Origin of the sequence: Hymenobacter psoromatis (assembly GCA_001596155.1) — a bacterium.
Taxonomy (GTDB): Bacteria; Bacteroidota; Bacteroidia; order Cytophagales; family Hymenobacteraceae; genus Hymenobacter.
The window spans coordinates 3,030,706-3,055,739 of sequence record CP014771.1; the positions used below are offsets into that span (position 1 = coordinate 3,030,706).

At 62.1% G+C, this 25,034-nt stretch carries 19 protein-coding genes and 2 pseudogenes; 11 read left to right on the top strand and 10 right to left on the bottom strand.

Annotation, left to right across the window (positions count from 1 at the left end; genetic code table 11):
* Positions 1–142 precede the first annotated feature (142 nt).
* Positions 143–1,069: an AraC family transcriptional regulator gene (locus A0257_12795; protein AMR27879.1), complete on the top strand. Its 927-nt coding sequence runs from the start codon at positions 143–145 to the stop codon at positions 1,067–1,069.
* 103 nt (positions 1,070–1,172) lie between these two features.
* Here the strand turns inward: A0257_12795 and A0257_12800 are convergent, their stop codons facing one another.
* The 5 genes from A0257_12800 to A0257_12820 form a co-directional block, all read right to left on the bottom strand.
* Positions 1,173–2,297, bottom strand: coding sequence for a hypothetical protein (locus tag A0257_12800; GenBank protein AMR27880.1), 1,125 nt, complete (start codon positions 2,295–2,297; stop codon positions 1,173–1,175).
* 194 nt (positions 2,298–2,491) lie between these two features.
* Positions 2,492–3,658 (bottom strand): hypothetical protein, encoded by a 1,167-nt coding sequence (locus tag A0257_12805; GenBank protein ID AMR27881.1) that lies wholly within the window; start codon positions 3,656–3,658, stop codon positions 2,492–2,494.
* A 46-nt stretch (positions 3,659–3,704) separates the two neighbouring features.
* Complete coding sequence (locus tag A0257_12810; protein AMR29751.1) at positions 3,705–4,448, bottom strand: geranylgeranylglyceryl/heptaprenylglyceryl phosphate synthase; 744 nt, start codon at positions 4,446–4,448, stop codon at positions 3,705–3,707.
* A gap of 4 nt (positions 4,449–4,452) precedes the next feature.
* On the bottom strand, positions 4,453–5,421 hold the full coding sequence (locus A0257_12815) for a hypothetical protein (GenBank protein AMR27882.1): 969 nt from the start codon (positions 5,419–5,421) through the stop codon (positions 4,453–4,455).
* Between the two features lie 47 nt (positions 5,422–5,468).
* The gene (locus tag A0257_12820) at positions 5,469–5,840 is read right to left on the bottom strand and encodes a hypothetical protein (GenBank protein AMR27883.1); all 372 of its coding nucleotides are present in this window, start codon (positions 5,838–5,840) and stop codon (positions 5,469–5,471) included.
* Between the two features lie 138 nt (positions 5,841–5,978).
* Between A0257_12820 and A0257_12825 the strand changes: the two genes are divergently transcribed.
* Positions 5,979–7,139: a hypothetical protein gene (locus A0257_12825; protein ID AMR27884.1), complete on the top strand. Its 1,161-nt coding sequence runs from the start codon at positions 5,979–5,981 to the stop codon at positions 7,137–7,139.
* A 15-nt stretch (positions 7,140–7,154) separates the two neighbouring features.
* On the opposite strand, the gene A0257_12830 is transcribed toward A0257_12825, so the two are convergent.
* Positions 7,155–8,141: a hypothetical protein gene (locus A0257_12830; GenBank protein AMR27885.1), complete on the bottom strand. Its 987-nt coding sequence runs from the start codon at positions 8,139–8,141 to the stop codon at positions 7,155–7,157.
* Between the two features lie 149 nt (positions 8,142–8,290).
* Here A0257_12830 and A0257_12835 point away from each other — a divergent pair, with 149 nt between their 5' ends.
* The 8 genes and pseudogenes from A0257_12835 to A0257_12870 all read left to right on the top strand — a co-directional run bounded on the left by A0257_12835 (position 8,291) and on the right by A0257_12870 (position 18,312).
* Positions 8,291–9,202: a hypothetical protein gene (locus A0257_12835; protein ID AMR27886.1), complete on the top strand. Its 912-nt coding sequence runs from the start codon at positions 8,291–8,293 to the stop codon at positions 9,200–9,202.
* 373 nt (positions 9,203–9,575) lie between these two features.
* Entirely contained in the window at positions 9,576–10,310 is a 735-nt protein-coding gene (locus tag A0257_12840) for a hypothetical protein (GenBank protein ID AMR27887.1), read from the top strand.
* Positions 10,311–10,392: 82 nt separating this feature from the next.
* A complete protein-coding gene (locus A0257_12845) occupies positions 10,393–11,319 on the top strand; it encodes a hypothetical protein (protein AMR27888.1) in 927 nt (308 codons plus the stop codon).
* Between the two features lie 82 nt (positions 11,320–11,401).
* Positions 11,402–11,908: a phosphoheptose isomerase gene (locus A0257_12850; protein AMR27889.1), complete on the top strand. Its 507-nt coding sequence runs from the start codon at positions 11,402–11,404 to the stop codon at positions 11,906–11,908.
* Between the two features lie 173 nt (positions 11,909–12,081).
* A complete protein-coding gene (locus tag A0257_12855) occupies positions 12,082–14,298 on the top strand; it encodes a disulfide bond formation protein DsbD (GenBank protein ID AMR27890.1) in 2,217 nt (738 codons plus the stop codon).
* Between the two features lie 38 nt (positions 14,299–14,336).
* Positions 14,337–14,675, top strand: a complete 339-nt coding sequence (locus A0257_12860; GenBank protein AMR29752.1) for a hypothetical protein — start codon at positions 14,337–14,339, stop codon at positions 14,673–14,675.
* 128 nt (positions 14,676–14,803) lie between these two features.
* Positions 14,804–16,811 (top strand): annotated as a pseudogene (locus A0257_12865) (hypothetical protein).
* 101 nt (positions 16,812–16,912) lie between these two features.
* A pseudogene (locus A0257_12870) lies at positions 16,913–18,312 on the top strand (amino acid permease).
* A 17-nt stretch (positions 18,313–18,329) separates the two neighbouring features.
* Here the strand turns inward: A0257_12870 and A0257_12875 are convergent.
* Together A0257_12875 and A0257_12880 are read right to left on the bottom strand one after the other, a co-directional pair.
* Positions 18,330–18,752, bottom strand: coding sequence for a hypothetical protein (locus tag A0257_12875; protein AMR27891.1), 423 nt, complete (start codon positions 18,750–18,752; stop codon positions 18,330–18,332).
* Between the two features lie 72 nt (positions 18,753–18,824).
* Positions 18,825–19,280, bottom strand: a complete 456-nt coding sequence (locus A0257_12880) for a 3-oxoacyl-ACP synthase (GenBank protein ID AMR27892.1) — start codon at positions 19,278–19,280, stop codon at positions 18,825–18,827.
* 201 nt (positions 19,281–19,481) lie between these two features.
* On the opposite strand from A0257_12880, the gene A0257_12885 reads away from it, so the two are divergent.
* Positions 19,482–21,890 carry a xylosidase gene (locus A0257_12885; protein ID AMR27893.1) on the top strand — a complete coding sequence of 803 codons (2,409 nt, stop codon included), beginning with the start codon at positions 19,482–19,484 and terminating at the stop codon, positions 21,888–21,890.
* 179 nt (positions 21,891–22,069) lie between these two features.
* Here A0257_12885 and A0257_12890 read toward each other — a convergent pair whose 3' ends face one another.
* Together A0257_12890 and A0257_12895 are read right to left on the bottom strand one after the other, a co-directional pair.
* Positions 22,070–24,043, bottom strand: coding sequence for a glycoside hydrolase (locus tag A0257_12890; protein ID AMR27894.1), 1,974 nt, complete (start codon positions 24,041–24,043; stop codon positions 22,070–22,072).
* 59 nt (positions 24,044–24,102) lie between these two features.
* Positions 24,103–24,900: a hypothetical protein gene (locus A0257_12895; GenBank protein AMR27895.1), complete on the bottom strand. Its 798-nt coding sequence runs from the start codon at positions 24,898–24,900 to the stop codon at positions 24,103–24,105.
* Between the last annotated feature and the right edge of the window lie 134 nt (positions 24,901–25,034).

Below are 25,034 nucleotides of genomic sequence, written 5' to 3' on the forward strand. Positions count from 1 at the left end.
ATTTTGCACAGAACCCAGGTCTAATTGGCCTGGGTTTTTTTATTTAATGAATTTTTTTTAGAATTCATTGCAGTAATTAGTTGTAACTTTAGGCACTTTTACAAGGATTTAGTGCCTATTTTTTGAAAACAACACGTACATAATGGAAGACTACAATAAAGTCATCGAATCGCTGGGCGTCCGCTACATAAAGGCCAAAAACCTGGTGCTACGCCAAGCTTTCACCGTTCGCAATGCCTATGATGTTGGCAACAATCTTATCCTGCTGCACCGGGGCAAAGTAGTGTTTGGGGAGGATGACTCGCCAGTGGAAGAAGGCGAGCTGCTCTTTTTGCCCGGTGGCCGGCCCGCCCGCGTCGGTTATGGTCAGGGTGCGAACGGTCGCATCATTTCCAATGACGATTTAATTACAAATAAGGACCGGTTCTTCACCTCCAACGACAAGCTCGACTATATCGGCGACGCGGAGGAAAGCCACAGCTTCGTAGCCTTCGAAGCCAAGGTGTTCGATTCGGTCAATTTCTTCGCCTCGCTCGACGTGCCGGCCTTCGTTATCCGGGGCAACACGAAGCTGGCCAACCTGGTCATCAAGATAATTGAGGAGTCGATGCAGGACCTGCCCGGCCGCGAGCGCCTCATCAACATCTACACCGAGAACCTGGTGGTAGAAGTGGTGCGCTACATCCTGCGTAACAACCTGTTTGTGGAGCAGTTAGCCACCAACAGCACCTACTTCAAGGACCCGCGCCTCATTGACCTGTTCAACTTCATCAAGGAGAACCTCAGCGGCGACCTCTCGAACAAAGTGCTGGCCACGGTGGCCAACGTGAGCGAGGACTACGTGGGGCAGTATTTCAAGATGCTGACCAACATCAACCCGCAGGATTACATTGAGTATCAGCGCATGGAGCGCGCAGTTTCGCTGTTGCGCACCACCAAAAAGAGCATCCGCGACATCGGCAAGGAAGTGGGCTATAAAGACACCGCCTATTTCTGCCGCCGCTTCAAAATGATGTTTGGCATCCCGGCCGGCAAGATGCGCCGCCGCGAAACCGCCATGAACATTTAATCACGGATTACGCGGATTTTAGCGGATTTCACGGATTTTGTGGACGGGAGAAAGGCTGCCAGTTTGGGCAGCCTTTCTTTGTTTTAGAGGGGGTAGGGGCTGCTTATAGCTTGCCGGCCAGGTAGAGTTTTTGCAGACTGTTGCGCAACTCATTGCAGGCTTTTTCGGCGGCATCGCCGCCTTGGTTGGTCAACACTACGAAGGCCACCTTTTGGCTGGGAAATAAGCTGGTATGACAGTAAAACGTCCCTGCGCTTCCGTTGTGAGAGCTGACAAGTGCGCCCGTAGCAGGCAGCTTTTCAACGCCCCAACCAAAGGCGTAGTCTGGCTTGCCAAAGTGAATAGTTTGATATGTTGCAGCCGATAAATAGTTGACTTTTCCTAGTAGGCCTCGTAAGTGCAGCTGCACCAGCCGGGCAAAATCGGGGAGCGGCATAGCTATGTCACCGGCCGGCGCCACATAGTCGCGCAGCTTGTACGTATGGGTAGGGCCGAGCGGCGTAAACACGCTATCGGTAGGCAGTTGCTGCCAGTGGCCCCAGGGTTGGCGGGCATCAGTCCGGTTAGGAAAGCCCAGCGTATAATGCAGCTTCAGTTTACGAAAAGCCCTGGCTACCAACGCTTCCCACGATTTATGGCTGGCCCGCTCCAGCATGAGCGCCGCCAGGGCGTAGCCCGCGTTGGAGTACACGTAGGACTCGCCGGCGGGGGGTAGGGCAGGTGCCTGCCGCAGCACCACGGCGGCAAATTGCTGCCGCTTCTCCGTCAGCGTGCCGCTGAACTGGGGCAGGTTTTTGTACTCGGCTCCGGCAGTATAGGGCTGGATGCCTGCCCGGTGCGACAGCAAATCGGCCAGCGTCACGTTGGCGTAGGGGGGTAGGGCGGCGGCGCGCAGTTCGGGCACTACGTCGAGCAGCTTGCTGTCCCAGCTGATTTTACCCTGCTCCACCAGCTTGCCGGCGAGTAGACTGGTCACGCCTTTGGTATCGGAGCCGAGGTGAAAATAGTCGTTCAGCGTCACCAGCTCGGGCCGGTCGTTGCGCCGCACGCCACCATACACGTACCGAATGCGGCCCGGCTCGATAATGGCCGCCAGCAGCGCCGGCAACTTGTACCGGGTGCGGATGCTATCCAGCGCCCGCTGCCCGGCCAGCGACTGCGCCGAAGCGCCGCGCCACAGCAGACAATTACTTAGCAAGCAGCAGATTAGTAGAAACCGAAAGCGCATTAGCAGCGAGGAAAGCAGTTAAAAAGAACAACCCGGCTACCGCCGCTTCAAGATATGCTCGGCATTCCAATCAGTAAGATGCGCCGCCGCAGAACCGCCATGAACAGTTAATCACTGCCTTTATATGGCATGATTAATTACCGCCTGCTTAGCTGCATCAAAGCCTCGCTGACAACTGTCAGCGAGGCTTTTTGCTATAAGGCTCCGAGTAAGTAGCGCACCCGTAGCTGTTGCGCCAGTTCGTGGCAAGCTCGGCGCACCGCATTGCTACCCCCAGCATTCGTCAGCACTACAAAGGCTACCCGCTGGCCAGGGTACAGCACGGTGTGGCAGAAGAAAGTCCGGGTTGTGCCATCATGTGAGCTGGTTAATGTCCCTTGGTTAGCCTCGCCACTCACTCCCCAGCCGTACGCATACGCTGTCCGCCCAAAGTGCAGTGTCTGGTAGGTACTGCTTTTGAGGTAGTTATCCTGGCCAAGCAAGCCTCGCAAGTGTAGCTGCACTAAGCGGGCAAAGTCTGGGAGCGGCATCGAAAGCTCCATAGCGGGAGCCATATAATCGTATCCCTGGTAGGTATTGGTGGGTCCAAGCGGGACAAACACGCTATCGGGGCTACCACTACTGATAGCCTTTAGGCGGTGTCCCCAAGGTTGAGTAGATTCGTAGCGGTTGGGAAAGCCAATCAGGTAGCGCAACTTCAATTCGCCGAAGGTGCTCGACACTAGTTGTTCCCACGAGCTGTGGCTAGCCTGCTCCAGCATAAGGGCTGCCAAAACATAGCCGGCATTAGAGTAGGCAAAGTGGTGACCAGGAAGCGGAGCCACCGGCGGCTGGTTGAGCACAAACTGCGCAAACTGCAACCGCTTCTCCGAGACTGTGCCCGTGAGAGGCGGCAGCTGCTTATGGTCGCGCCCATCGGTATAAGGCTGAATACCAGCCCGGTGTGACAACAGCTTATCCAGGGTAATAGCGGCGTACTCAGGCCGAATATTGTCTTTCAGGGCAGGAACCACATCTACCAGCTTACTTTTCCAACTGATTTTGCCTTGCTCCACCAGTTTACCCGCCAGCAGGCTGGTTATTCCCTTGGTTTCGGAGCCAAGGTGAAAATAATCATCCGGCTCAATCAAGGCTGGCTGGTCGTTGCGCTTTACCCCCCCGCCGAAGTATCGAATTTGGTCCGGCTCAATAACAGCTGCTACCAAGGCAGGCAAGTGGTATTGCACTCGCAACGCATCCACTGTTTGCTCAGTAGTGAAGGACTGCGCCCTTACTGGTGCCACCACCAAGCTAGCCAGTAGTATTCCAATTGGCAGCAGGCGACTTATCATCAAGCGATTGGCTAAGGTGCGCATGAGCAATAGTACTCACCATCACCTGTAGCCAAGGTTAAGCTTGGAGCTTTTGCTATTTTACTGGCGCGCCAATACTGGCCCCGCGTACGGCCGCCACCGCCTCGGCCAAGAACAGCGGGTCGCGCTCGATGTGGTTGCCCACTACTACCACATCGGCCCCGGCGGCCAGCGCGGCGTGTATTTTCTCGCCGGTATTGAGGCCACCGCCTACCAGAAGCGGTGTATCCACTACTTCGCGCACGGCCCGAATCATGGCCGCCGACACGGGATGCTGCGCGCCGCTGCCGCCATCGAGGTACATGAGGCGCAGGCCGAGCTGCTCACCGGCCATCGCCGTGGCCGCCGCGATGCTGGGTTTATTGTGGGGTAGGGGGGCCGTGCCGCTGATATAGGACGCCGTAGTTGGTCGCCCGCTATCCACCAGCATATAGCCGGTGGGCAGTAGCTGCAAGCCGCTCTGGCGCAGGCGCGGGGCCGCCACCACGTGCTGCCCAATCAGGAAATCCGGGTTTCGGCCCGAAATCAGCGAGAGCAATAAAATACCATCGGCGGCGGCATCTACGTGCAGCGCGTGGCTTGGAAAAAGCAGCACCGGCACCTGCGGCGCTTCGGCCTTGAGCAACGCGATGAGGGCAGCCTGGTGCTCCGTAAGCACCAGACTGCCCCCAACTAGGAAAAAATCAACGGGATGCTGCCGCGTCAGGCGCAGCAAATGGCGCAGGCGGCCGGGCTCGAAGTCATCGGGGTCGAGCAGCACGGCCAGGGCCTTGCGCCCACGCAGCCGTAGGCCGGCCAGCGTGTCAAGCAAGCGGTTCGCGAGGGGTAAGGGTGTCGTCGTGGTGAGCGGCGGCAGTGGCATCCTGAGCGGCAGAAGTAGCGGGCCACGCAATGGGCTGAGCGCCCTTGGTAGCCGATGAAGCCGCAAGGTCGGCATTTTTGCCGGTTTCGTCCGCATGCTTGGGCATAATATCCTGCACGGCCTTGGTCACCATTGCCAGGGCCACGGCGGCGGCCTGCGCCACTATCACCCGGCCAGTTTCGCTCTTGGCGAATGCCAGCACGGTCGGACCCACGAAGCTGAGCGCGGAGCTGGACTTCTTGCCCGCCTTGCCTGGCTTGGGAGCAGCTGCCTGCTGCTCGGCGGCGGGCTCGTCAAACTGCTCGGAGTGGGACAGGCGGCGGCTATCGTCGTAAGGATGAGCCTCAAACGAGCTGGGCGAAGTAGCATCATCTTCGGGACCTTCGTCCTGGCCGTGGTCCTCGCCCACGTGGTAAGCATCTTCGGTAGCGTCGGAGTCGAAGCCGTGCGTGGCACTGGAATGCGCCGGAAAATCCGGCTCCTGGCCCAAGCCATTGTCGTCTAGCTCTTCCCCGCTATCCGACGTGCTGTGGTAGTAGAAACCATCGTCGCCGCCCACGGGCACGTAGTTGCCGTCCTCGTCGTAGGTGTAGTCAGTGGCCTGAGAATCAGTGCCAAATTCATTCGAATCCTGGTCGTTTTTGTCAAAGCCATCGAAGCCCGCGTAGTCTTCGAAAGAAGACCGCCGGTTCTTTTTAGACTTTTTCTTGGGCTTGCGGCCGCTAAAAGCTTTCACCAGCAGCCACACGCCGCTCACCACGCCCGCGCCAATGAGCGCCACTTTGCCGGCCTGCACGGTATTCTCCTTTATTTCCTGCACGTCGCCCCGCAACGCTCGCTCATACTCCAGCTTTTTGCGCAGTAGGAAATCTTTTTCGTCCTCAAACAGGGGGTTAGTAGGCTCGGTCATGGTCGGTGCGGGTTGCGAGGTAATCTCAGAAAATAGTAAGTGGCAGCCTACGAACGCTTATCGGATTTGTAGATGGTATTGTTGAGCAGCTTATCGGCCACGCCCTGGAATACCTTTTTATCGACGCCCACAAAAAACAGGACGGCCAGCACCAGATACAGCGCGGCTACCAGGCCAAAACCGGCCGAGGGGCTATTCAGCACATCATTGAGCAGGAAGCCCAGGTAAATGGAGCCGAACAGGACAAACAGGAAGCCCAGCAAGCCCAGCGCCACCGCATGCACAGTGCTGACAAAGACGGTTTTGGCTTTTTCCTGTGCTTCCAGGCGTACCAGGTCAATGCGCGTATCGATATAGCCAGTCAGGTTGCCGATAAGACTGTCGTTGCGCGGCGTTTTGTCGTCAGTAAGGGTAGCCATGCGAGCGGAAATATTTAGCGAAGAAATTCGGTTAAAAGTGCGGCCGGCGGTAACACCCTGCCTGCCCAAGGCGTTCTTTACGCAAAATCTGGCACGAAGGCTGCCTCCGTTCCCCGCTTTAGGTTAAATTTTTGTGGCGTGAGTCAAAATCATTACCAGGTGCTGGGGGTGCCGGCCACGGCCCCCGCTGCCGACATAAAACGCGCCTACCGCCGCCTGGCGACCGAGCTGCACCCCGACAAGCACGGGGGCGACCGCCAGTTTGAGGAGCAGTTTAAGGCCGTAGCCGTGGCCTACGGCGTGCTATCCAGCCCCGACCGCCGGGCCCAGTACGACTACAGGCTGCGGCTCGAAGCGCGCCAGGCCGCCGAGCTGCACCGCACTGCGGCCGATGCTGCCGCGAGCGGCCCGTCAGCATATAAGATGCCGGGCGCGGTCCCTACCCCCCCGCTGCGCACGCGCCCCCCGGCGGGCCGGCGCGAGCGCCACTACCAGCAGCGCGTGCCCCGGCAGCAGGCCCGCTTCAACCGCCAGGATTCTTGGCTCGTGGGCGGCTTGGTCTTTTTAATTTTTCTCTTCGGCATTTCGGCCAAAGTCGTGATGGACCGCGTGGAGGCGAAGCTTTATTACCAGGATGCGCGCACTGCTTTCGCGCAGGGCCAGTGGCGCGAGGCCGAGCGCCAGCTCGACCAGGCCCTGGATTTTCGCGACAACCACATTGCCGCGTTGCGGCTGCGGGGCCAGCTGCGCCAGGACATCAACCACGATTTATTGGCCGCCCGCACCGACTATGAGGCGGCGCTTTTGGCCACTGCCGAAGAGCCCCTACCCCCCCCCGAAGCCGCCAGCCTGTTCTATCGCCTGGGCCGCTGCCAGGCGGGCCTGCACCAGCCCGCCGCCGCCGAGCTGAGCTATACCCGCGCCATCGGGTTCGATAGTACACTGGCCGAAGCCCGCCTGGCCCGCGGCGAAAACCGCCTGCTCGACCTGCACCAGCTCCACCCTGGCTTGGCCGACCTGCGCCAGGGCCGCCACCAGCTTCAGCGCATCGGCCGCCCCGTGCCCCTACCCTACCTGCAGGCCGAAGGTGCCGCCCTCACCCGCCTGGCCCGTTTCGACGATGCGCGCCTCGTTTACTTCCAGGCCCTGCGCAACGCGCCCAAAGACGGCCGCACGCTGTTTTTATTGGGCCGCCTGGCCCAGCAGACGGGCGACTCGGCCAGTGGCTGCGAGTTTTTTCGCCGGGGTGCCGCCGTCGGCTATTCGTATGCGCAAGCGGCGGCGGCAGGCTGCCGCTAAGTAAGTTATTGAAAATTATGATTTTACGAAGGTTTCCGCCAGCGCGGCCGCGATGAGCTGCGCGTGGTGGCGGCCATTCTCAATAAACCAGCGGCTGGTAGCCAAACCGCCGCAGACGGTGCCGGCCACGTACACGCCGGGGCGGGCCGTTTCGTGGGTCGTCACGTCAAAAATGGGGGGTAAAGCTGGGTCTTTTTCATTGAGTGGCAGCGCCAGCATATCGACCAGCAGCGAATAATCGGGCCGGTAGCCCGTGAGCGCATACACGTAGTCGGCCGGAATGCTGTGCGGGCCAGCGGGGGTAGTAACCTCCACCGAGTGCGGCGTAATGGCGTCGATAGTGGTGTTGAAATACGCCTGGATGCGCCCTTCCTTGATGCGATTGAGCAAGTCGGGGCGAATCCAGTACTTGACCGTTTCAGCCACCTCCGAGCCCCGCACCACCATAGTCACGCGCGCGCCGGCGCGGGTAAGCGCCAGCGCCGCCTTGGCCGACGAGTTTTTGGCCCCAATAACCACTACGTCGCGGTCGGCGTGGGCGTAGGGCTCCTTGTAGTAATGGTTGACGTGGGGCAATTCCTCGCCCGGAATGTTCATTAGATTGGGCACGTCGAAAAAGCCCGTGGCCACCACCACAGCGCGGGTTGCCAGCTCGCCCTTGCTGGTTTCAACCACAAAATCACCCGCCTGGCCGCGCAGGCCGGTTACTCGCTCGTAGAGACGCAGGTCGAGCTTTTCGGCCACGGCCACGCGCTGGTAGTAGTCCAGCGCATCCTCGCGGTGGGGCTTATAAGAGGCCATCGGGAAGGGATAACCACCGATTTCGAGCAGCTCGGGCGTCGAAAAAAACTCCATTTGGGTAGGATAACCCACCAGCGAGTTCACGAGCGCCCCTTTGTCTATCACCGCCACGGTGAGGCCCTGCCGCTGAATTTCGAGGGCGCAGGCCAGGCCCACGGGCCCGGCGCCAATGACAACGGCATCTAATTTTTCAAGTATCATGTAGCAAGTATCGGTCAGAATGCTCTATCAACCAACGCGGACGCTGCTGGTTGTGTTCTGTTGCGGACCTTTACGGGTAGAATCAGCAGCATTTGTCGGCCAGTCGCTCAACTGATACTTGATAAATGTTAGCTGATAATTGAAAAAAGATGCGCCACTGCGACCTGTGCGGAGCTACCAGCTTCCTACCCCTGCCTTTTTATTATATCTTCGATGGCCAGCGCCTGCAAGGCACCCGCTGCACCCGCTGCGACTTGGCCTTTCTGGACCCGCAGCCCACGCCCGCGCAATTAGAAAAGCTCTACGGCAAAGAGTATTTCACCGACCGCCCCAACTACGACCGCACCGAGAAAGACAAGGCCTTTATTGAAGAAGGCAAATCGCTGGACCTCAGCCAGGTGCGGCCCGACAAATTCACTACTTACATGCAGCGGCACTACCCCGGCCGCCGCTTTCGGTACTTAGAAGTGGGCTGCGGCCCCGGCTACACCCTCAAAAGCCTGCAAAGCCTGGGCTGGGAAACCCACGGCCTCGAAATATCCGAGCACGCGGCCGACTATGCCCGCCGCGAGCTGCACCTGCCCGTGGTAACCGGCAACATCGAAACCACCGAGGATTTTCACGAGAGCCAATTCGACCTCGCCTATCTGGGCGACGTGCTGGAGCATCTGCTCTCCCCGGCGGCGGCCATCCGCAAGTTTGGCCGCATTCTGAGTCCTGGCGGCCTGTTGGTGCTCGCCCTGCCCAGCGTGACCAACCTGCCCAGCATGCGCCTGGGCTTTGCCGCCTACCGCCTGCTGGGCCGCCAGCGTCGCATGGATATTCCGCCCTACCACCTCTATGAATTTACGCCAGCTACCATCCGCAAGATGCTGGCAAAGAACGGCTTCTCCGTCGTCGATTTGCAAAACCCGGTGAAGGCTCCGGCCCACATTCGCCTGGGTGGCAACGTGGTGGAGCAAGCCGCCAAACTCAGCACGCACTACCCCACCTACTGGCTGAACCAGCTCACCGGTCGCTTCGGCGACCGCATGTTCGTGGTGGCCCGGAATGAGAAGTAGCTACCCCAGGTTGCAGAAATATCGAAAGTCTAAGAAAGTCTGCTCTTCCAAGCAGGTTTTTTTAGGCTCAACGAGGTGCCCGGTGCGGACAGCCAGAAGCAGGGGTAACGGTGAAGCAGGAAACAGAGGTAGGCGGCCAGCCGGGCCGCCCACCTCTGGCTATGCCGTAAATACGTAGTGCGTGTCGCGATAAACACGTATTAATTAGAAATTGGACAAAATAGGCAAAACAGTTCAGCATGAATGGGGTTGCAGCTAACAAACGAATGAACCTCTCGCTACTTACTCATTAACACCTCCTAACACTTATTTTTTCGCCCATTTTACCTCTATGCATACTCTATTACTAGCCGCTGGAATGCTGTCTCCTGACTTGCATTTTTCCGAGAACGATTTGACTGGTTACACATTTTTCTACAGCACGTTTGCCTTGCTGGGCGCGGCGCTATTCTTTTTGTTGGAGCGCAACAACGTGCCCAAGCGCTGGCGCGTGAACCTGACGGTGGCGGGGCTTATTTGTCTGATTGCGGCCATTAGCTACTGCTATATGCAGGCCATATATGTGGGGCAGGAGAAGGCGCTCACGCGCTTTCGCTACTCCGAATGGTTCTTCACGGTGCCGCTGATGTGCACGCAGTTCTACCTACTGGTGCGCCCGGCCGGTGCCCCCACCGGCTCGCTGTGGCGGCTGCTGCTGGGCGGGATATGGATGATTGGCTGCGGATATTTTGGCGAAAACGCGGCCCTCAATAAGACGATTATCTGGGGTGCGATTTCAACGCTGGGCTACCTGCTAGTGCTCTACGAAGTATGGTTTGGGCCGCTGGCCAAGGCCGTGGACCGCTCAACCGACCGCGACGTGGTGCGGGCTTTTACTTACCTCTCCTACTTCGTGCTCATTGGTTGGGCCGTGTACCCGATGGGCTACATGACGCTGCCTTTCAACCTGTTTGCCGTCCTGCGTCTGGACCGCAACCTAATCTACAATTTCGGCGATGTCATCAATAAGGTAGGGTTTGGGCTGGTCGTGTACGTGATGGCCCGCAAGTCGGCGGCCCGCAAGGCCGCTGCCCGGCACGCGCGTCGGCCCGAAGCTGTGCTGGGGTAGGCCCCGGCCGGCTCCTGGGCTCACACGTTCTCACCCACTACCCCCTACCAAGCTTAGCGGTCAGCTAGCCGCGCTCTTTTTGATGAATTCTTTTGATAACCAATTATTTAAGCCTGGCACGCGGGAGTTGTTGCCCGCCACCCGCGACGCGTATCTGCAAAGTAACCTGCTTCCGGCCGAAGCCCAGGCGGTAGAGCGTCTATTGGAAAATGACCGCGTGGAGCGCGGCGTGACCTTGGCCCGCTACCACGAGCTGCACCAGACGGCGCGCGTGGCCAGCCCCCCGGAATGGGTGCGCCAGCAGTTGCTGCGGCAACCCAGCGTTTCGGCCTGGGGGCCGCTGCGGCGGCCCGTGGTGCAGTTGGCGCTGGCCCTGCTGCTGCTGCTGGGGGGCTTCAGCGCCGTGCGGTGGATGCGCAACCAGCCCCTGGTGCCGGTGCCGGTGGTGGTAGCTTTCGAGCGCACCGTCAACTCGGCGGCCCAGGGCCTAGGCCAGCCCGTGGTATATACTTCTACCGAAATAGCGGCTACCCTGGCTCCCGAACAGCCGGCACCGGCCGCGCCGGCCCGGCCCGCCAACGCGCCGCGGCCCAGCAGCCCCTCCCAGCGCTTGCGCGCTCGCGGACAGGCGGTTCAGCCCATTGCCACCATTCCTGTGCCGACTCCCCCCGCCGCCGCCCCTGATTCGCTGAGTCCAAGCGGCGTGCCATCGGCGGCTAGCAAGAGTGCCAGCCCAGTGGCCCGCGTGGTGCGGGGCTATGTATATGACCCCCTGGGTAAGCCCCTGGCCGGCGCTACCATACTGATAAAAGGAACTACCCAGGCGGCGGTCACCAACGCTACGGGTGTTTATGAGCTAACCGTGCCCCTGGGAGCAGTGCTGGAAGTTGGCTACGCGGGCTATCAGGACGAACTCACTCAGACTGGCCAGGAAACAGTGGTTGATGTGACCCTCCAGCCCCTGGGCCGGCGTGAGCGCCGGAAAATCCGGGGGGCGCACCCGCTATAAAGCGGGCTGGCCGTTTACCCGGCCGGGGGGCTAGCTTTGCGGCCGGCCGTACTCACGGCTTTCTCCCTAGCCCCTTTCTCCGATGCACCCTGCCGACCTCCCCAAACAGCAGCTTTTTCGAGACATTGCCCAGCGCCTGCACGAGCAGGGCTTTCGCGTGGAGCGGCAGGACCCTACCCGGCCCTGGGGCGGCTTTTTTGTGCTTGATGAAAGCCAGGCCCAGCAGTTTGCTGATGTCTATTTCAACGGCCTCGATGTGAGCAAGCTGCGCATTTCGGGCCAGCTGAGCCCCAAGGTGCTGCTGGTGGCGCCGCACCAGCGTCTGAGCTGGCAGTACCACTTCCGGCGCGCCGAAATATGGCAGGTGGTGGAAGGCCCGGTGGGCGTGGCCATCAGCGACACCGACGAGCAAACGGAGGTGAAATCGTACCAGCCCGGCGAGCGCATCGTGCTCAAGCAGGGCGAGCGCCACCGCCTGGTGGGCCTGGCCGGCTGGGGCGTCATTGCCGAAATCTGGCAGCACACCGACGCCAGCCAGCCCTCGGACGAGGATGACATCGTGCGCGTGCAGGACGATTTCGGCCGCTAAGCCGGGCTGTGTAAGGCGGGGCGGGGTAGGGCGTCTGACCGGGCGGCCTACCCCGCTTTTCTATGGTGGGCCGTGGGGGTAGGAGACGGGTTGCGGCTCTTACGGATAAGCCGTCGCAACTTTGTGGCCGGTGGCACCGCCGTTTTCTGGCGGGTCGTCTTTTTTTCGCGTGTATGAGAAGTGTTTTCGTTGGCCTGCCCGGCCGTAACTGGCTGTTTTTTTTGCCCTTGCTGAGCTTACTGCTCGGCCTGGCTGCCCCCGCGGCGGCCCAGATTGAGCGGCCCGTGACCTGGAAATTTGCTGCTTCACCGGCCGATAAATCTGGCGAATCCACGCTTACGTTTTCCGCCACCATCGCGGGCAACTGGCACATCTACTCGCAGTTTATTGAGGAAGGCGGGCCCGAGCCCACGAGCTTCAAGTTCGTGCCCTCGCCCGACTACGAGCTGGTGGGCAAGGTCACGGAGAGCCCCGAGCCGGTGAAAGCTTTCGAAAAAGCCTTCAACATGAACATCGCCTATTTCCCCAAGCGGGCGGTGTTCAGCCAGAAAATCCGCCTCAAGGCCCCGCAAGCCACCGTGAAAGGCACGCTCACCTTCATGGTCTGCAACGACGAGAAGTGCCTGCCGCCCGACGACCTGGACTTCAGCCTCGACGTGAAAGGCACCGCCGCCCCGGCCGCTAAAACCACGCCTCCCCCCCCCACGCCGACCAAAGCCGCGCCGGTGGCGGCCGCTGCTGCCGTAGTCACTGCTCCCGCGCCGACCGCCGCCGCGCCGACCGCCGCCGCGCCGACCGCCCCCGATACGGCCGTCTTCCGGCCCGAGGCCGGCGCTGCGCCGATGCTGGCACCGGCCGCCGCGTCGGACTCGGTAGTGGCGGCCGATGCGCCGGCGGTGCCGGCGGCTACGGCCGCAGCGGTGGCCGCGCCGGCCGCCACGCAGTCGCTGTGGGCCATTTTTCTGGCGGGCTTTGTGGGCGGGCTGGCGGCTTTGCTCATGCCGTGCATTTTCCCGCTGCTGCCGTTCACGGTCAGCTATTTTACCAAAGGCGAGTATTCGAAGGCCGGCTCGGTGGGCCGGGCAGCGTTTTATGGCCTGAGTATCATTGTGATATACGTGGCGCTGGGCCTGCTCGTGACTGTCGCTTTCGGGGCCGATGCGCTCAATAATCTGGCTACCAACGGCATATTTAACCTCGTGTTTTTTGTCCTGCTGGTGGTGTTCGCGGCCTCGTTTCTGGGTGCGTTCGAGCTGACGCTGCCCAACTCCTGGATTGCCAAAACCGACACCCAGGCCGACAAGGGCGGGCTACTGGGCATCTTTTTTATGGCGGCCACGCTGTCGCTGGTGTCGTTTTCATGCACCGGACCTATCATCGGCACCTTGTTGGTGCAGGCGGCCAGCACGGGGCACTTGCTGTCGCCGGCGCTGGGCATGTTTGGCTTCTCGCTGGCGTTGGCGCTGCCGTTCACGGTGTTCGCGGCGTTTCCGGCGCTGCTGAAATCCTTGCCCAAGTCGGGCGGCTGGCTGAACTCGGTGAAGGTGGTGCTGGGCTTTCTGGAGCTGGCGCTAGCGCTGAAATTTTTGTCGAACGTGGACCTGGCCTACCACTGGCAATGGTTTGACCGCGAGGTATTTCTCTCGCTCTGGATTATTATTTTCGCGCTGCTGGGCTTTTACCTGCTGGGCAAAATCCGGTTCTCGCACGACAGTCCGGTGGACTACGTGTCGCTGCCCCGGCTGTTTATGGCCATCATCGTGCTGGCCTTTACTACCTACCTGGTGCCCGGCTTGTGGGGCGCGCCGCTGCAAGCCGTGGCGGGTTTCCTACCCCCCCAGCACACCCAGGACTTCGACCTCTACACCCCCACGCTGGGCGGCGGGGGCAGCGCGGCCGCCACGCCCCACGAGCAGCACAAGTATGGCGATATTTTCCACGCGCCGCTGGGGCTCGATGCGTATTTCGATTACGACGAGGCCCGCGCCTACGCCCAAAAAGTAAACAAGCCGATTCTCATCGACTTCACCGGCAATGCCTGCGTGAACTGCCGCAAAATGGAAGCCACCGTGTGGCCCGACCCGCGCGTGCTGCAACGCCTGCGCAACGATTTCGTGCTGGTGCAGCTCTACGTGGACGACAAAACCGAGCTGCCCGAAACCGAGCAAACCGTGTCGAAATTCAGCGGCAAGAAGCTGAAAACCATCGGCAACAAGTGGAGCGATTTCCAGGCCACGCGCTACAACGCCAACTCGCAGCCCTTCTACGTGCAGCTCGACCCGGCCACCGAAAAGGTGCTCGCTACCCCCCAGGGCGCGAACTACGACCCCGACAACTTCGTACGCTTCCTCGATAGCGGCCTGGCGGCGATGCGCGCCGGCCGCCGCTAGCCGTGCCTACCCCCGCCGCGCCGGCCGGCCGCCGCTGGCTGCGCATCGGGCTGGCGTTGCTGTTTGTGGGCGCGGGCGCGCTGCATTTTATTCACCCCGAAACCTTCGAGCGCATTGTGCCGCCGGCCCTGCCCGCGCCCCGGCTGCTGGTGCTGCTGAGCGGCGCGGCCGAGGTGGCCGGCGGGCTGGGCCTGCTGCGGCCCGCCACCCGGCGCTGGGCCGCCTGGGGCCTGCTGGCGCTGCTGGTGGCGGTGTTTCCGGCCAATGTGTATATGGTGGGGCTAGCGGCTGCGCTGCACATTCCGGCGTGGGTGCTGTGGGCGCGCCTACCCCTACAGCCGCTGCTGATGTGGGCGGTGTGGCGGGTGGGGAAGTAGGCGCGCTCAGCGGACACTCAGCGCACCTCAGCGCACCTCAGCGGTAACTTCCCGAGGCAACACCTTGTGCAATTGCGGGCGCTCCGGCATCAGCAGGATAAGTCTCTCACTTACCCCTCGCCGTTGCCATGAAAAAGCTTCTTCCCGCGCTGCTCCTGCCTTTTGGGCTGCTGGCCGTTTGCCCGCCCGCTGCTGCGCAAAAGCCGAAGCCGGTTGCCCCCGCCAGCGCCGCTACCCGCACCCTGAGTGGTCGCGTTACTGACACCACAGGCCAGGGCCTACCCGGTGTTACGGTGCTGCTCAAGGGCACCCGCACGGGTGTCAGCACCGATGCCAGCGGCTACTACGTGCTGGCCGGCCGGCCGGCCGGCGCGGGGCGCGCGGCTGCTATTCAGCTTTGTGGGTTTTATCACCCAGGAAGTCGCCGTGCCCGCCGGCTCCGCCCCGCTGAACGTGGTGCTGCGCGCCGACACCAGAAGCCTGAACGAAGTAGTGACTACGGGCTTGGACGGCCGGGCGGCCGGCGTGCAAATGAGCCGGGCCAGCCGTAATTCGCGGCTTACCAGACCGTTGCCCGCTGCGGCAATGCGTGATAAATCAGCTGCCTATGATATGGCCGGGGCCGGTTACCTCGCGCCTACCCTCGCGCCCTACCCTGCCCGCGCCGAGGCCGGCGCAGGCGATACCTACGCCACTATTCAGGAAAACGCCTTTCATCCCGTCAGCAAAGAGCCGCTGAGCACGTTTTCGCTCGACGTGGACAACGCCAGCTACACTAACGTGCGGCGCTTTCTCAACGAAGGCCAGCTGCCCCCGCGCGATGCCGTGCGGGTGGAGGAAATGCTCAATTACTTCCACTACGCGTTGCCCGCGCCCGCCGCCAGCAGCCCCGACCCGGTGCGCATCAGCGCCGAGCTGAGCGACTGCCCCTGGGACGCCGGTCACCAGCTGGCCCGCATCGGTATTCAGGCCAAAAAGATTGAAACGGCTAGCCTGCCCCCCGCCAACCTGGTGTTTCTGGTCGATGTGTCGGGCTCGATGATGGGCGACGACCGCCTGCCGCTGGTGCAGGCCGGCCTGCGGCTGCTGGTGCGCCAGCTGCGGCCCCAGGACCACGTGGCGCTGGTGGCCTACGCCGGCGCGGCCGGCCTGGTGCTGCCGCCTACCCCCGGCTCGCAGCAAAATGCCATTCTGGAAGCCATTGACCGGCTCGAAGCGGGCGGCTCCACGGCCGGCGGCGCGGGCCTGCGCCTGGCATATTCCACTGCGCAGCAATATTTCAAGAAGGAAGCTAACAACCGCGTTATTCTGGCTACTGATGGTGACTTCAATGTGGGCGAAAGCTCGGACGCAGCGATGAAGCAACTAATTGTCAATCAGCGCGAAACGGGCGTGTTTTTGACCGTGCTGGGCGTGGGGCGCGGCAACCTGCGCGACAGCCGCATGGAGCTGCTGGCCGACAAAGGCAACGGCAACTACGCCTACCTCGACAACCTCGACGAGGCCCGCCGCACGCTGGTGGCGCAGTTTGGCGGCACGCTCTTCACGGTGGCCAAAGACGTGAAGCTGCAAGTCGAGTTCAACCCCGCCCGCGTGGCCGGCTACCGCCTCATTGGCTACGAAAACCGCCTGCTGGCCAACGAGGATTTCAACAACGACCGCAAAGACGCCGGCGAGCTGGGCGCGGGCCACACCGTGACGGCCCTCTACGAAATCGTGCCCGTCAATTCCAGCAACCCACTGATTGATAAGCTGAAATATCAGCCCGCCACCTACCAGCCCGGCCAGGATGTGCTGGCCCGGTCGGCGGGCCTCACCACCGAGCTGCTCACCGTGAAGCTGCGCTACAAGGAGCCGCAGGGCAACACCAGCCGGCTGCTGGCCCAGCCCCTGGCCGGGGCAGCCCTACCCCTCGCCCAGGCCTCAGCCGACCAGCAGTTTGCCGCCGCCGTGGCCGAGTTTGGAATGCTGCTGCGCCAGAGCGAGCAGCGCGGCACCGCCACCTACGCCAGCGCCGCCCGACTGGCCCAGGCCGGCCGCGGCCCCGACGCCGAAGGCTACCGCGCCGAGCTGGTGCGGCTGGTAGGATTGGCCGAAGGAATGACGCCGACCGACCAAACCGTCGGCCTGCGGTAGGGTTTGTAGCGCGGGCTCTACGAGTCCGCGCGTGGTGCCGTTCGGCAATTGTGCTACGCGCGGACCCGGCAGAGTCCGCGCTACCAGTACCTTCGTCGCCTATGTCGCAACCATCTCTACAGCGCCGTTTGGGCCTGGTGCAAGCCACTGCCCTCAACATGATTGACATGGTGGGCATCGGCCCCTTTGTCACGCTGCCGCTGGTGATGGGGTTTATGGGGCCTAACTTCCTGTTGGCCTGGATGGTGGGCGCGGCGCTGGCCGCCGTGGACGGCCTCATCTGGAGCGAGCTGGGGGCGGCCTACCCCGAGGCAGGCGGCTCATACCGCTTCCTCAAGCTGGCCTATGGCGAGCAGAAGTGGGGGCGGTTCATGTCGTTTCTCTACGTCTGGCAAACGCTCATTCAATCGCCGCTGGTGCTGGCATCGGGGGCCATCGGCTTCGCCCAATACTTCGGCTACCTCGTGCCCATGACCGAGTGGTGGCAGCCCAAAGTGGTGGCCGGCTCGGTCGTTTTGCTGCTGGTGGCGCTGCTCTACCGCCGCATCGAGGACATTGGCAAGCTGGGCGTGGCGCTGTGGGTGGGCGTGCTGAGCCTCATGGGCTGGCTGATTTTCGGGGGCCTCACCCACGCCAACCACCCGGTGGCCTGGCTGCCGGTGGGGGGGGTAGGGAAATTACCCGGCCTGCTCCTTTCGGTGGCGATGGGCCAGGCGGCCGTCAAAACCATTTATTCCTACCTCGGCTACTATAATGTGTGCCACCTGGGGGCCGAAATCGTGCGGCCCGAGAAGGTCATTCCGCGCAGCATTTTTCTAAGCATCCTGGGCATCGCGGTGCTTTATTTATCGCTGAACTGGAGCGTGGGCACCGTCATTCCGTGGGAGGAAGTGCAGAGCTGGCAGGCCGGCGCGAGCGACAAGTCGCAGTTCATTATCAGCGTGTTTATGGAGCGGCTCTACGGGCACGCGGCGGCCACCGTGGCCACCGGCATGGTGCTGCTGGTGGCGTTCGCGTCGCTGTTTGCGGTGCTGCTCGGCTACTCGCGCATTCCCTACGCGGCGGCGGCCGATGGCGAATTTCTGCCCATTTTTGGTAAGCTCCATCCTACCAAGCACTTCCCCTACGTGTCGCTGCTGCTGCTGGGGGGGTAGGGTTCGTGTTCAGCCTGCTGTTTCGGCTGGGCGAGGTGATTTCGGCCATCCTGGCGATGCGCATTCTGGTGCAGTTCGTGGGGCAGGCGGTGGGGCTGATGCTGCTGCGCCGCCGGCGCGGCACGGCGTCGCTGCCCTTCAAAATGCCCCTCTACCCGCTGCCCGTCATCGTGGCGGTTATCGTGTGGCTGGCCGTGTTCGCGGGCATCGCGCCGCTGGAGGTGAACTGGGGTGGCGTGCATTTCCGGCTGTATTTTCAGCTCGCCGCCCTGGGCATGATGGCCTTGGGTACGGTCGCGTTTCTGCTCTGGAGCCGCCGCGAGGCCAAGTGGCCGTTTGCCAGGTAAAACTATTTCGCGGGCTGTTATTTACCTTTTCGCAGCGCGTGCCAGGCTCCGGTTGACCACAGGGCTACCCCCATCAATACGGGCTGAAAAAACAGCCGCGCCAGGCGCTTGGCGTCGGTGTCGAGGCCAAAGGCCGAGCGGTGGTGGCTGTATTGCGACCAATTGCCCGGAAAAATCAGCGCGTAAAACACAGCTAGCCCTACCCCCATCCGCACCCTGTTTTTCCCCTTTAAGGCAAGCAGGGCCACTCCTAACCCAATTTCTATCACTCCCGAGAGCAGCACGACCGTGTCTTTATCCAGCGGCACCCAGTCGGGCACCTGGGCTTGAAAATCTTTCCGCACGAAGGTGAGGTGGCCCGTGCCAGCCGCCACCATGAAAGTACCCAGCAGCCCGCGGGCCACATTTTGCAGGGTAGTGGGTTGAGTTTTACGTAGCATGGCTTGGGGGTAGGGTTTGAAGTTGAGCTTACGCATACGGCCAGCCAGCGGCCAGGGTGCGCCTACCCGTGGTCAGCTCACGGCTTCTACTTGAATTTTTTTGCCATTAAAAACCACTTCTTCCCCGGCCTTTTTGCCGTTCAGGGCTGCTGCTGCCGGCGCGGCGGGCGACACGGCCAGAAACTCCCGGCCCTCGGCAGTCGTCAGCTTGCCCGCGCCGATGCTGATGTAGAATAGCCCGAGGCTGGTGCTGGCCAGCGCCCCGGTGCGCACGGTATCGCTGGGTAGCTCGGGGTTTAGTTTTTGCAGCGCGGCCAGCAGCTGCTGCGCTTCGTGGAGTTGGGCGGCGTGGCGGTCGCGCTCCTGCTGGGCCATCGCGCGGCCGGTTTCATACTTGTCGCCGGCGCTGCTCTTGGTTTCGGAATTGCTGGATTCCTGGGCGGCGGCCATGCCGGCGCGGGCCGCGTCGAGGCGGGCGTGTACGTAGGCGAGGCAGGCGGCGTGGCAGGCGGGTTTGGGAGGTAGCATCAGGCAAAAGTATGCGGCGCCCGACGAGCGGACAGCCAGCCAAAAAGCCGGCAGCCCGCCCCGGTCAATACCCCATAAAATCGGTATTTTTCCAGCATAAAATAGACCAAAACCGGCCTGAATCGCTTTCACCAAAAACCCAGGCCTATTTTAGCCTTTGCGGTAGTCGGCTCACCTTCGTCGTCGGCGTGCGGTTTTTTTATGCGTAATGTTTTCATAATATGCACTTTGCTGGCCGTGAGCGACGGCGCGGCGCGGCCGGCCCTGGCCGCCGACCCCATTTACCAGGTGCGGGGGCAAGCCGTGAGTGTGCATACCAGCACGATTAACCTGGAAATTCAGGTGTACGCGCCCGGCACGGTGCGCGTGTGGCGCGCCCCAATGGGCGCGAAGTTCCAGAAAACCAGCCTCTCGGTTATCAAAGCGCCGGAGGCAACGGCCAAATTTGAGGTGGCCGAAAGCCCGACCGAGCTAACCATTAAAACCAGCCGCCTGCGCGTGGTGCTGGATGTACGCAGCGGGGCCGTGCGCTTTGCTACCCTGGCGGGCGCGGCGCTGCTGCGCGAGGCCGAGCTGGTTGACTCGCTCTTCACGCCGACGCTGGACGTGGGCAAGCCGGCCTTCGTGGTGCGGCAGCGCTTCGCGCTGAGTGCGGGCGAGGGGCTGTACGGGCTGGGTCAGTTTCAGGACGGGGTGATGAACTGGCGCGGCCACCAGGTGAAGCTGCGGCAGAACAACCAGTTCGTGGCCAACCCCTTCTTGGTGTCCACGGCCGGCTACGGGGTGCTGTGGGATAATTACTCGACTACCACGTTCCGCGACAACGCGGCGGGCGCGTCGTTTGCCTCCGAGGTGGGCGATTACATTGATTATTACTTCGTGTACGGCCCGGCCCTGGACGCCGTGGTGGCGGGCTACCGCGACCTGACCGGGCCGGCCCCGCTCTTCGGCAAGTGGGCGCTGGGCTTTTGGCAGAGCCGCGAGCGCTACAAAAGCCAGCAGGAACTGGTGGACGTGGTGCGGGAATACCGCCGCCGCCACGTGCCGCTCGATAACATCGTGCAGGACTGGCAGTATTGGGGCACCGACAACCACTACTGGAACTCCACCGAATTCGGCAACACCAATTTCCCCAAGCCGCAGGCAATGGTGGACCAGGTACACGCCCTGAACGCCCATTTTATGCTATCGGTGTGGCCGTCGTTCGGCGATAAAACGGCCATTTTCCAGCAATTGAAGCAGGAAAATCTGCTGTTCGATTTCAAGAACTGGCCGCCCGATGGTGGGGTGCGGGTGTATGATGCTTTCAACCCCAAGGCCCGCGACATTTACTGGAGTTATTTGAATAAAAACCTGTTTTCCAAAGGCGTAGATGCCTGGTGGCTCGACGCCTCGGAGCCAGAGCAGTTTGACCGTGAGGGCCGCATGGACTCGACCCAAACCGCGCTGGGCAGCTTCAAGAGCGTGCGCAACGCTTTTCCGCTGGAGCACATCAAGGGCGTGTACACGCACCAGCGGGCCGCCACTTCCGATAAGCGCGTGTTTATCCTGACGCGCTCGGCCTTTGCCGGGCAGCAGCGCTACGCGGCCGCCACCTGGTCGGGCGATATTCAGGGCAGCTGGGCAGTATTGCGCAAGCAGATTTCGGGCGGCCTGAACTTCTGCCTGGCCGGCATCCCATACTGGACCACCGACATCGGGGGTTTTTTCACGGGCAAAACCTACCCCCTGGGCGTGGCCGACCCGGCGTTTCGGGAGCTGTACGTGCGCTGGTTTCAGTTCGGGGCGTTCTCGCCGCTGTTCCGCTCGCACGGCACCGACACGCCCCGCGAGATATATCAGTTTGGTAATAAAGGCGATTGGGCCTACGACGCGCAGGCCCGCTACGTGAACCTGCGCTACCGAATGCTGCCCTACCTCTACTCGCTGTCGTGGCGCGTCACCAACCAGGGCTACACCCTGATGCGCGGCCTGGCAATGGATTTCCCCCGCGACCCGAAAGTGTACGGCATTGATAACCAGTACATGTTCGGCCCCGCGCTGCTCGTGAACCCGGTGACGGAAGCGCAGTACAGCCAGCGCTCCCCGGATGGCAAACAGCCGGGCGCGCTCGATTTCAGCACCATCAAAACCCAAAGCCAATACCTGCCCGCCGGCACCGGCTGGTACGATTTCTGGACCGGCGAGCGCCTGGCCGGCGGCCAAACCGTGACGCGCCCCACGCCCATCGACGTGCTGCCGCTCTACGTGCGGGCCGGCTCCATCCTGCCCCTCGGCCCGGTGGTGCAGTACGCCGCCCAAAAAACCACCGCCCCCGTAGAGTTGCGCATCTACCCCGGTGCCGACGCGGATTTCACACTCTACGAGGATGAAAACGACACCTACAACTACGAGAAAGGGGCTTACGCCACCATCCCGCTGCATTGGAATGAAAAGACGCAGCAGCTGACCATCGGCCGCCGCGCCGGTCGCTACCCCGGTATGGCGGCGGCGCGCAGCTTCCGGGTCGTGTTCGTGAGCAAGGGCCAGGGCGCAGGCGACGGCCCGGCCGCGAAGACCGCGCGCGTGGTGCCGTACCAGGGTAGCGCGGTGGCGGTGGGCCGGCGATAGGGGGACTCGTTCTGGCGTTCACCTCACCCCCTAGCCCCCTCTCCTGTGGAGAGGGGGGACTAGTTTTAGTCTTAGTTTTTAAAAATCGATTGATTAGAGCTAATGCTAGAACTAGTTCCCCCCTCTCCACGGGAGAGGGGGCTAGGGGGTGAGGTGAACGCCCGAACGAAACGCCAGGCTTACGGCAGCCGGTGCAGCCGCAACACCTGCCCGCCACCCGCCGCCAGCGCCAGTGGCAGCGTGGTTTGGCGGTTCACGGTCAGCGTTTGCTTCCGCAAATGATTGGGCTCCGTAGCTACGTCGGGCGCGTCGGCCCACAGCGTGGCTTCGTACTGGCCGGGGGGTAGGAAATCGAGTTTCAAAGAGAGCGAGCGGGCCTGGCTGTTGTTGAGCGCGCCCACGAACCAGTCGGCCCCCTTGCGGCGGGCGATGCACACGTACTGCGCCACCTCGGCCAGCGGCACGCGGGTTTCGTCCCACACGGTGGGTAGGGCGCGAATAAACTCGAAGCCCGGCTGGCCCTCGTAGGCGGCGGGGTAGTCGCAGACCATGCCCAGGTAGCTTTCCAGCACCACATACATGGCCAGCATGTGGGCGCGCGTCCCAATCATCAGCGGCCGGGTGTACTGCACCTGGAACTGCGCGGGCGGCACCGCCCGGAAGCCGCCCAGGTGGTAGTCAGTCGGCCCGGCCAGCAGCCGCGTGAAGGGCATGTTGATATCGTGGTCGGGCGTAATGGCCGGTCCCCACTTGTTGTTTTCGTAGTTAAACGTGCCCTCGCGGGTCAGTTCATTCGGGTAGGTGCGGGCGAGGCCGGTGGGCTTGGCCGCGCCGTGAAACTGGATGTGGATGTGGTGGTCGGCGGCTTTGCGCAGCATTTCTTCCTGCATTTGAATCATCTGCTGGTCGTCGCGGTCCATAAAATCCACCATCATGCCCTGCACGCCCCACGCCTGAAACTGCGCCAGCGCCTGGTCCAGCTGCGCGTAAAACGGCTGCCAATGCACCCACACCCGCAGCCCTACCCCCTGGCTTTTGGCGTAGTCGCCGATGCGCTGCATATCCAGGCCCGCCACGGGCTTAGTCACGTCCGTGTTCGGGCCGGGCGCGTAGCCCTCGCCGTCGTTCTGGTACCAGGCCGCGTTGCCGTAGCCGATAACCGTGTGGTAGGCGATGCCGTGCCGGGCGCAAAAGTCAATGTAGTATTTATTGAAATCAAAATTGCGGCCCGGCGCGAACGTGGTATCGGGCGAGATATCTCCGTTCCACCAGTGAAAATCGCTCATTCCCGGCTTCAGCCAGCCAAAATCCTGGGTGGGCGGGTCGTTGAGGCTGGTAATAATATTGGATTCGAGCAGCGCCCCTACCCGCTGGCCCAGCAGCAACACCCGCCAGGGCGAGCGGCCGGGCCGCGCGGCCCGCACTTTTACTTCAGTCTGGCCGGGCAGCGGCGAGAGCCGACTGGTCAAAACCCCCTCTTGCTTAGCCAGATACATACTGGCATAGTCGCGCAAGGCCGCCTCGGTAATGGCCAGGAAAGGCCCGCCGGAATACTCAAACAGCGTCGGCAAATCCAGCAGCGTATCGGCCTTGACTTGCGCCAGCGGCAGCCGGCTGTAGAAGCCCTCGTGCGAGGTCAGGTAGCCTTCCCGAAACAGCGTCAGCACCGTGGGGTTGCCGGCCAGCCGGAAGGTCGAGTTTTCCTCGGTGAGCACGTATTCCGCTCGTTTTTCCGGCTTGGGAAACTCGTAGCGGAAGGCCAGCCCGTCGTCGTAGGCCCGCACCACCAAGTTCACCGGCCGCCCTACCCCCCCCTTTTCGCGCAAGGCCACGGTTAGCTGGTGGTAATGGTTGCGCACCCGGCTGGCCTTGCCCATCGGTAGGTTATAGTACTCATCCACCGCAGTTTGGCGGGCGCTTAGCAGCATCAAGCCCGCGCCCCAGGCCCCGCCGGCCTCAAACACCAGCCCCAACGGCGATGCCTCCACCATCGGCTTGCCGTGGAAAACGACATCATATACCGGCGCTTGCGGCGTGAGGCGCAGGCGGTACGTCAGCTGCCCGTCGGGCGAGCGGAGCGTGAGCGTTTTTTGGGCAAAGGCACTGGTAGTCAACAGCCAAGCGGCTAGTAGTAGCAGGGAGCGGGTAAGCATGGGCGGGAGAAGGTAGGGTAGGGCAAAGTACGCCGCCAACCGCCAATCGCGCCGGCCGCCTACTCCTCCCGCAGCCACTGCGAGGCCCGGTACTCGCCCGGCCCGAAGAACAGCGTCAGCACTTCATCCACCAGTTGGGGGCCGTTGGCACTGTTGGTGAGCAGTAGCAGGCTTTCTTTTTGGCCGGGCAAAGTCATAAAAAAGCCCTTGAAATTGCCGTTATCGCCCCATTGCCACTGCGCCAATCCTTTACTGGTGGTGGCCAGCCCTACCCCGCAGGCCCAGTCAATGTAGGGGTCGGTGGCCGAAGCCGGCTGCCCACAACGGTTGGCGGGCGTGGCGGGCGTGCGCAGCAGCCGGGCCGTGGCCGGCCGCAAGCCCTCGCCCGTGTGCAGCGCCCGCAGAAACCGGCCATAATCAGCGGCAGTGGAGTAGAGGCTGAACCCGGCGTTGGGCTCGGTAAAATGGTCAATGGGCGAGGACTTACCCGCGTCATCGTGGCCGGCACTGGCTGCGGTGGCAAACGACTCGCGCCACTGGAAGCTGCTGTTTTTCAACTCCAACGGCTTGAATATCTCTTCCGTAGCCAGCGTCTCCCACGGCTTGCCGGTGACATGCTCCAGGGTTTTTTGCAAAAACGTGTAGCCCTCGCCCGAGTAATTCCAGCAGCTGTCGGGGGCATATTTCAGCACCAGGGCCGAGGTTTTCCAACCGGGGCTCGTCGGGTTTTCGGCCCAGTTGGGCAGGCCGGCCGTGTGCGCCAGCACCATGCGCGCCGTGATGCAGGCGGCCCGCGCCTGGCCTTGCAGCCGGGGGTAGGGACCGTAGTGCAGCAGCGGCTTATCCAGGTCGAGCACAGCACGCCCCGGTCATGCAAGCGTAGCGCCACGTAGGCCAGCATTTCCTTGCCTAACGAAGCCGCCTCGAAGATGGTCGTGTCCGTGACGGGCTGGCTGGTGCCGGCCTCGCGCACGCCCAGGCTGTAGGTTTG